General features: G+C 70.1%; 6 protein-coding genes and 1 pseudogene. 3 read left to right on the top strand and 4 right to left on the bottom strand.

Annotated elements, in window-relative coordinates; translation table 11 throughout:
* Positions 1-965 (top strand): annotated as a pseudogene (locus tag FV220_RS22785) (hypothetical protein); the annotation flags it as partial.
* Positions 966-1,198: 233 nt separating this feature from the next.
* Complete coding sequence (locus FV220_RS22780) at positions 1,199-1,636, top strand: DUF3429 domain-containing protein (RefSeq protein WP_056150023.1); 438 nt, start codon at positions 1,199-1,201, stop codon at positions 1,634-1,636.
* A gap of 4 nt (positions 1,637-1,640) precedes the next feature.
* On the opposite strand, the gene FV220_RS22775 is transcribed toward FV220_RS22780, so the two are convergent.
* Complete coding sequence (locus FV220_RS22775) at positions 1,641-3,107, bottom strand: FAD-dependent monooxygenase (RefSeq protein WP_147833337.1); 1,467 nt, start codon at positions 3,105-3,107, stop codon at positions 1,641-1,643.
* Positions 3,108-3,657: 550 nt separating this feature from the next.
* Here FV220_RS22775 and FV220_RS22770 point away from each other — a divergent pair.
* Positions 3,658-3,957, top strand: coding sequence for a hypothetical protein (locus FV220_RS22770; RefSeq protein ID WP_018042193.1), 300 nt, complete (start codon positions 3,658-3,660; stop codon positions 3,955-3,957).
* Between the two features lie 26 nt (positions 3,958-3,983).
* Here FV220_RS22770 and pdeM read toward each other — a convergent pair whose 3' ends face one another.
* The 3 genes from pdeM to FV220_RS22755 all read right to left on the bottom strand — a co-directional run.
* Positions 3,984-4,697 (bottom strand): ligase-associated DNA damage response endonuclease PdeM, encoded by a 714-nt coding sequence (pdeM, locus tag FV220_RS22765; protein ID WP_147833336.1) that lies wholly within the window; start codon positions 4,695-4,697, stop codon positions 3,984-3,986.
* A 32-nt stretch (positions 4,698-4,729) separates the two neighbouring features.
* Complete coding sequence (locus tag FV220_RS22760; RefSeq protein WP_147833335.1) at positions 4,730-7,321, bottom strand: ligase-associated DNA damage response DEXH box helicase; 2,592 nt, start codon at positions 7,319-7,321, stop codon at positions 4,730-4,732.
* Between the two features lie 6 nt (positions 7,322-7,327).
* On the bottom strand, positions 7,328-8,147 hold an 820-nt coding region (locus tag FV220_RS22755), incomplete at its 5' end, for an alpha/beta hydrolase (RefSeq protein WP_147833334.1).

The raw sequence follows: 8,147 nt of genomic DNA, 5'->3' as shown, positions 1-8,147 counted from the left end.
CTCCGGCCGAACCGTCCGAGAGCCCGGACAAGGCCTCCACCGCCGCGACGGCCGGCACCTCTCCGGCCAGCGCTTCTCCGGCCGGCGCGGAAACGACCGCTCGGCCCGACCCCGAGACCACCCAGTCGATCTCCGACGTCGCGCCGCCACCGACCGTCCCGGCGACCGCTACTGCCGAAGCCGCATCTCGGCCGCTCCAGCGCGCCGTGCCGAAGGTCGCCGCGCTGCACGACCTTGCCGGCGATCTCGGCGCCGTGCCCACCGGTCTGGCACAGCTTCGCAAGGCCGCCCTCGACGGCGACGGCGCCTCCGTCTACGACCTCGCCGCCCGCGCCCTCGAAGGGCGCGGCATGCCGCGCGATTTCGCCGTGGCGGCAAAGCTGTTCGAGGCCCTGGCCGGTGCCGGCTACGCCCCGGCGCAGTACAAGCTCGGCGGCCTCTACGAGAAGGGCTCCGGGGTGGTGCGCGACCTCTCCCAGGCCAAGCTCTGGTACGGGCGTGCGGCGGAGCAGGGCCATGCCCGCTCCATGCACAACCTCGCCGTGGTCTATGCCGAGAACCCCGCCGCGAACGGCAAGCCGGACTACACCACGGCCTCGCAATGGTTCCGGCGCGGCGCCGAATACGGCATGCGCGACAGCCAGTACAACCTCGCCGTCCTGTACGCGCGCGGCCTCGGTGTGCAGCAGGATCTCGTCCAGTCCTACCTCTGGTTCTCCGCCGCCGCCGCCCAGGGCGACGACGATGCGGGCCGGAAGCGCGACGACGTCGCCGCGAAGCTCTCGCCGAAGGATCTCGTCACGGCGCAGAGCCTGAGCACCGCCTTCAAACCGAAGGCGGCGCTCCCGGCCGTGAACGAGCCCCCCGCGCCGACCGGAACCGGGGTGGACGGATCGATGAGCCTGATCGGCGCTCCGCCCCCCGCCGCGCCGGTGCCGGCGCCGCGCCGCAGCACGGGCGCATGACAGGGACCGCGCATGACAGGGACCGCGCGTGATAGCGACGCGCATGGCCGCTAAGAACGCGGCGCCGCAGCGAAACGGCGTTTCGTAACAACAGCTTGTCCGGGTTTTGGCGAGGCGCCAGCACGTTGGCGGCGTGGCGTCCGGTCGGCGTTCCGGGCCGTCGCAACCGTGTATATGATCGAGATCGATGCGATCCTGCCTCCCGGATCGCGGATAACGGAGCCGGAGATTTGATGGCGCGTGTGACGCCCATACCGACGTCAGCCCTCGTTCTCGGCGTCGCCGGCCTCATTCCCTTTCTGGGTTTCGCGGTTCTCTCCCTCAGCGGCAGCGATGGCGGCCTCGGCAATGTCGGCCTGGCCCCGCGCACCATCCTCTCCACCTACGGCGCGGTCATCGCCTCGTTCCTCGGCGGCATCCGCTGGGGGGCTGCCGCTTCCGGCGGTGCGGGCGGGCGCGACTACGTCATCGCCATCCTGCCGTCCCTCATCGCCTGGGCGGCGCTCGCCTGTCCCGTTCCGTGGGACCTGCGCGTGCTCGGCCTCCTCGTCCTCGGCTGGGGCATCGTCGATCTCGACCTCGTCCGGCGCGGACTCGTTCCGAGCTGGCTCGGGCGTCTGCGGCTCGTCCTGTCGGTGGTGGCCGGCTGCGCCCTGCTGATCGCGGCGTGAGGGTTCAGGGCCGGTCCGGGCTCAGCCGCGCGAGATAGCCCCCGGCTTCCTCCCAGGATTCGGCCGTGCCGGAAAAACCGACATAGCCGTCGGGCCGGACGAGGATCAGCCTGTCGCCGTCGGGCGAGCGTCGCGGTGCCGGCTCGAGCAGGGCGGGAAACCGCGCGGCGAAGGCGGCGCCTCGTTCCGAATCCGCGGCATAGAGGACGAAGAGCGGCACCGATCCGGAACCGGGGGGCTTGCCGTCGTCCTGCGCCGGCGCCCAGCGTATCCCGGCCTCCGGGCCGTGCGACAGCGGGCTGTCGGCATAGGCGATTCCCACCTCGCTCATCGTGGTCGCCATCTTGTCCTGCACGGCATGGAAGCCGAGCATGAACCGGAGCGCGAGGTTGCGCAGTCCCTGCGCCACGGGGTTCGACAGGGTCGCCATGTCGGTGAGCCGGCCGGCATTGCGCAAAACCATGTCGCCGACGGCGTTGCGCTCGGGGCTGTAGCTGTCGAGGAGCGCGGGCGCGGCCTGCTCCCGCTCCACCATCGCCAGTTTCCAGGCGAGGTTGATGGCGTCCTGCATCCCGGTATTCATGCCCTGGCCACCGGCCGGGCTGTGGATATGCGCCGCGTCGCCGGCCAGGACCGCGCGCCCCTGCGCATATTGCGAGACCTTGCGCTCGTTGATGCGGAAATGCGTGAGCCAGACCGGATCGACGACACGGAAGCCGCCCGCGCGCCGGTCCGTCAGGGCCTGTACCGCATCGAGGGTCGGGTCCGGACGCGGATGCGCCGGATCGGTCTTGCCGACCTGCGCGATCACCCGCGCGCGGCCGCCGGGGATCGGGAAGACGACGAGCGGCCCGTCCCGGTGGAGATAGGTCGCGATCTCGTCGCCGGGCGGTGCGCCGTCGCCCTCCAGGCGAATGTCGGCCAGAAGCCAATCGTCCCCCTGGGCCTCTCCCTCGAAGGCGAGATCAAGGCCGTGCCGCACTTTGCTGTGCGCGCCGTCGCAGCCGATGAGCCAGGATGTCGACATGGTCTCCTCCGCACCGTCCGCGTGGCGCAGCGTCGCCTCGACGTGGCCGTCGCCCGTCACGAAGCTCACGAGTTCCACCTCGCGCTCCACTGCTACGCCGAAGGTGGCGAGATGCTCGATCAGCAGGCGCTCGGTCTCCCGCTGCGGGATCATGAGGGCGAAGTTGTAGGCGCTGGCGACGGTGTCGAACCGGATATGGCCGAGGATGCTGCCGGCGCTGCGCAGGGTCGCCCCGTGGGCGCGTAGGCCGGCGTCGAGGAAAGCCTGCCTGCACCCCATCCGGTCCATGAGTTCGAGGGTGCGCGCCCAGACCACGAGGGCCTTCGAGGTCTGCGTCGGCTGCGGGCTCTTGTCGATCAGGCGGAGGCCGATGCCGTATCGGGCGAGTTCGGCGGCGAGGGTGAGGCCGACCGGGCCGGCCCCGACGATGAGCGCGTGAAGCATGACCGTGCCCTGGCTCCGCTGCGATTCGCATTCGCCACCACTGTATCGGCATTCCGGGCTGGGGGCAGCGACGGAGACGAAGACGACCGCGTGGTGGCTTCCGATCGGCTGCGGATTGGCGTCCCTGAGTGCAGCCCTGCTGTTCTCGTTCGCCCTCGACCCGCCGCTTGCCTGACCGAAACGCGACCTCATCCTGAGGCGCCGCGTGAGCGGCCTCGACGGTGCCCTCCAGGACGCGCCGAGCGAACTGGAGCCCTCCTTCGAGGCCTCCGCTGCGCTGCGGCGCCTCAGGATGAGGGGGTTGGTTGGGATGGTCCATACTCCCCGGGTCGTCGACCCATGAACCCGATCAACGACGCCCTTAGATCGGAGAGTACCCCCATGCCGCCGTCGTCGCTCGGCATCGATGGCCGGGCAGAATTTACCGCGCAGGATGCCCCGGCGGCGACAGGGTTTCTATAAGTACCTGACTTAAAACAGGATTTTCCGTCGCGACCAGCGGCGTCGTTCTTTCAATGCAGGCGTGTATCGCTGGGAAAATCGTGCCGCCATGTCCATCGGTCTCAACGGAATATCCGCCCCGGGAGCGAGCTACCCCGTCCGCGCGACATCGTCCGGATCGACGGAGGCGTCGGCGAAGGACGACTTCCTGAAATATGCCAAGATGACGCCCGCCGAGAAGATCCGCGAACAGATCCTCAAGAAGATGGGCCTCACGGAGGAAGCGTTGGCCGGGATGCCGCAGAAGGAACTCGAAAAGATCAACGATGCGATCAAGGAGAAGATCGAGGAACTGGTGAAGCAAGGCCGGGAGAAAATCGTCGGGGCCTTCGCCGACATCAAGGCCTGACGGGACGGCTCCCTATCGGCAGGCGCTCAATCCCGCGCCAGCATCGCCTTGCCGATGGCGAAGACCCGGCCGTCTCCCAGGAGATGCGCGGTGAAGCCGGCCGGAAACAGCGGATCGAAGGCCGGGTTGCGCACGTTGAGACCGCCCGCATAGGCGCCGAAAGCCGGCATCACCAGGCGCTTCCCGTCGGTGACGAAGCAGCGCCGCCGAACCGCCCGGCCACGCATGGCGACCTTGCCGCAGGGATGCAGATGGCCGGCGATCTCGCCCTCCGGCGCATCCGGCAGCGGCTCGTGCCGCAGGGTGAGTCCACCGAGGGCCAGCGTCTCGGCATAGCGCCCGCCGACGCCCTCCGACACGGCATGGTCGTGGTTGCCGGCGATCCAGACCCAGTCCCGGCCTTCCTGCAGGGCGGCGATCATGGCCCGGTCGCCGGGCTCCATCCGCTCGGGGCCGCGCGCATCGTGGAAGGAATCGCCGAGCGCGACGACGCGGGCCGGGTCGAAGCGGGCCACCGCCTCATGCAGGCAGGCCAGGGTCTCGCGGGTATCGTAGGGTGGCAGGAACTGGCCCGAGCGCGCGGCAAAGGCCGAGCCCTTCTCCAGATGCAGGTCGGAGACGATCAGGGTCCGGTGCGCGGCGAGCCACAATCCACCGCAGAGGTCGAGGGTGAGGGCTTCGCCGGCCAGCGTCAGGCCGGGGGTCTTGATGGTCCGTTCGAGTTTCTGGCCGAGCGCCAAGATCGCATCCTCTAATCCGGGAAAGGGGCGCGTCACCCGAGCGCTTCGTCGAGAAGCTGCGCCTCGGCCTCGGCCAGGATCTCGTCCGCGCCTTCGCCGTAGACCTTCTCGCGCCCGATTTCGAGCATGACGGACACGGAGAGCGGCGAGACGCGATCGAGCGCCTTGTGGGTGATTCGCCCCTGGATGCGCCTCAACATCATGCCGAGGCGGGCCACGTCGAGGAGTCCGGTTGCCGCATCCTGCCGGGCGGCGCGCAGGAGCAGGTGGTCGGGCTGGTGCTTGCGCAGCACGTCGTAGACGAGGTCGGTGGACATGGTGACCTGCCGCCCGGTCTTCTTCTGGCCGGGATGGCGCCGCTCAATCAGCCCGGCGATGACGGCGCATTGGCGGAAGGTGCGCTTCATCATGGAGGATTCGTCGAGCCAGGCTTCGAGATCGTCGCCGAGCATGTCCTGGGCGAACAAGTCGGCCAGGAAGCCGGGCTCGCGGGCGATGGCCTCGCTCACGTCGCGGGTCATCCAGACGGCGATGCCGTAATCGTTGGCGGCAAAACCCAGCGGGCGCAGGCGGGCGCGCTCCATGCGCCGGGTGAGCAGCATCCCCAGGGTCTGGTGGGCGAGGCGGCCCTCGAACGGGAACGCCGTGAGGTAATGGCGGCCGCCACGCGGAAACGTCTCCACCAGCAACCCCTCCGGGCCGGGCAGAATCGAGCGCTGGCGCTGGAGCAGGAGGTAATCCGCCACCTGTTTCGGCAGCCGGTCCCATTCGAACGGATCGGCGATGAGGGCGCGGACGCGGGCGGCGAGGAAGGTCGAGAGCGGGAATTTCGCTCCCGCATATGAGGGAATCGCCGGGTCGGTGCCGGGGCCCGCCCGCGTCGCCAGGGCCTCGTCCTCGGACAGGCCCTCGAAGCGCAGCACCTCGCCGGCGAAGAGGAAGGTGTCGCCCGGCGTCAGGGTGTCGGCGAAATCCTCTTCGATCTCGCCGAGCACGCGCCCGCCCTTGGGCAGGATGGCGCCCGGCTTGCCGCGCACCCCGCGGGCGAGGCGCACCTTCACCTTGGCGGATTCGACGATGGTGCCGACATTCATGCGGTATTGCTGGGCGGTCCGCGCATCGCGCACCCGCCACAGCCCGTCCGGCCCGCGCAGGATCTTGGCGAAGCGCTCGTAAGCGCGCAGCGCGTAGCCGCCGGTGGCCACGTAATCGACCACCGCCTCGAAATCCTCCCAGGACAGGGTGGCGTAGGGCGCGGCCGAGACGATCTCGTCGTAAAGCTGCAGCGGGTCGAACGCATCGGCGCAGGCCATGCCGAGGACGTGCTGGGCGAGGACGTCCGGCGCGCCGAGGCGGGCATCCGGCGTGTCCTGGGCCGCCGCCTCCACCGCGTCGAGGGCGGCCTGGCATTCGAGGATTTCGAAGCGGTTGCCGGGGACGAGATAGGCCTTCGACGGCTCGTCCATGCGGTGGTTGGCCCGCCCGATCCGCTGCATGATCCGGCTCGCCCCCTTCGGCGCGCCGATATTCACGACGAGGTCCACATCGCCCCAGTCGATGCCGAGATCGAGGGTGGCGGTGCAGACGATGGCCCGCAATTGCCCCGCCGCCATCGCCGCCTCCACCCGCCGCCTCTGGCTGGCGTCGAGGGAGCCGTGATGGAGCGCGATGGGCAGCGAGTCTTCGTTGATCCGCCAGAGTTCCTGGAAGGTGTACTCGGCCTGGAGCCGGGTGTTGACGAAGACCAGCACCGTCCGGTGCGCCTGGATCAGGTCGTAGATCGCCGGCATCGCCTGTGAGGCGGTGTGGCCGGCCAGCGGCAGGGTCAGGCCGGTATCGAGGAGATGCAGGTCCGGTGCCGCCCCGCCCTTCACCACGACGAGGTCGGCCATGGCAGGCACGGGCTCCCTCCCCCTCGTGGGGAGGGGTAGGGGTGGCTCCGGATATGGCGCGACCTCTCCGGCACCACCCCCGGCCCCTCCCCACAAGGGGGAGGGGGGGCTCGTCTGCGGCACCAGATACCGCCGCAGATCGTCCGGCTCGCGCACGGTGGCGGAGAGGCCGATGGCGGTGAGGTTCGGGCTGAGGCGGTGGAGCCGCGCCAGCCCGAGGGACAGCAGGTCGCCCCGCTTCGAGGTGACCAGCGCATGCAACTCGTCGAGCACCACGCAGGAGAGGTTCGCAAAGAGCTCGGCCGCCTCGCGATGGGCGATGAGCAGGGCGAGCTGTTCCGGCGTCGTCAGCAGGATGTCGGGCGGGCGCTCGATCTGGCGCGTGCGCTTGTGCGAGGGGGTGTCGCCGGTGCGCGTCTCGACCCGGATCGGCAGGCCCATCTCGGCGATGGGCGCTTCGAGGTTGCGGGCGATGTCGACGGCGAGCGCCTTCAAGGGCGAGATGTAGAGGGTGTGGAGCCCACGCGCATTTCGCGACGGCGCGCGCCTGGACAGGGCGACGAGGCTCGGCAGGAAGCCCGCCAGCGTCTTGCCCGCCCCCGTGGGCGCCACCAGCAGGGCCGAGCGCCCGTCGCCGACGATCCGGAGCAACTCGGTCTGGTGCGGCCGGGGTGCCCATCCGCGCGAGGCGAACCAGGCCTCGAACCGCGCGGGGAGGGAGCCCTCAGACAAGAGTCATCAGGCGAGCGCCATGAGGAACCGGTCGATCAGTTCGAGGGCGCGCTCGGTCATGGCGCCGGGATAGCGCACGAAGACGTGGCAGCCGCCGGGATAGATCGCGGTGTGGCCGCCATTGCCGGCCGCCGCCCAGCGCGACGACATGTAGAGCGTGTCGTCCAGCAGCGGATCGTGCGTGCCCACCGAGAACAGGGCCGGGGGCAGGCCCTTCAGCTCGGCATAGAGCGGCGACACGTCGGGGCGGCGCCGGTCGATGCCGTCGCGCACGTAGTCGTTGGCGAAGGTGGTGAGGTCCTGGGTGTTCACCACGAGGCGGGTCTCGCCCCAGTTGCGGACGCTGGGCGTCAGGCCGAGATCGAAGAAGCCGGCATTGAGGTTGGCGCCGCGGAAGGCGCGGGGCAGGTTGTGCCGGTCGCGCAGGCGCAGGAGCGTCATCACGGCGAGATGCGCGCCCGCCGATTCCCCGCCGATGGTGAGCGCCGAGATGCCGAACTCGGCCTTGCCCGGACCGGCGAGCCACAGGGCCGCCGCCTCGCAATCCTCCAAAGCCGCCGGGTAGGGATGCTCCGGGGCGAGGCGATATTCCACGGACAGGCAGACGAAGCCGCAGGCATCGGCGATCCGCTCCAGCCACGGATCCTGCTCGTCGGCGGCACCCCAGACCCAGCCGCCGCGGTGGATGTGGAGATAGGCGCCGCGCAGCTTCTTCCACTTCCGGGCGTCGGGGCGGATCAGCCTCAGGGACAGCGGCCCGTCGGGGCCGTTGATGACCACGGTCTCGGCGCGGGCGCTGCGCGGCATCGCGGGCGAGGCCTGGGTG

It is taken from the genome of Methylobacterium sp. WL19 (assembly GCF_008040005.1).
Lineage (GTDB): Bacteria > Pseudomonadota > Alphaproteobacteria > Rhizobiales > Beijerinckiaceae > Methylobacterium > Methylobacterium bullatum.
This window is presented reverse-complemented; position numbering and strand designations above follow the sequence as displayed.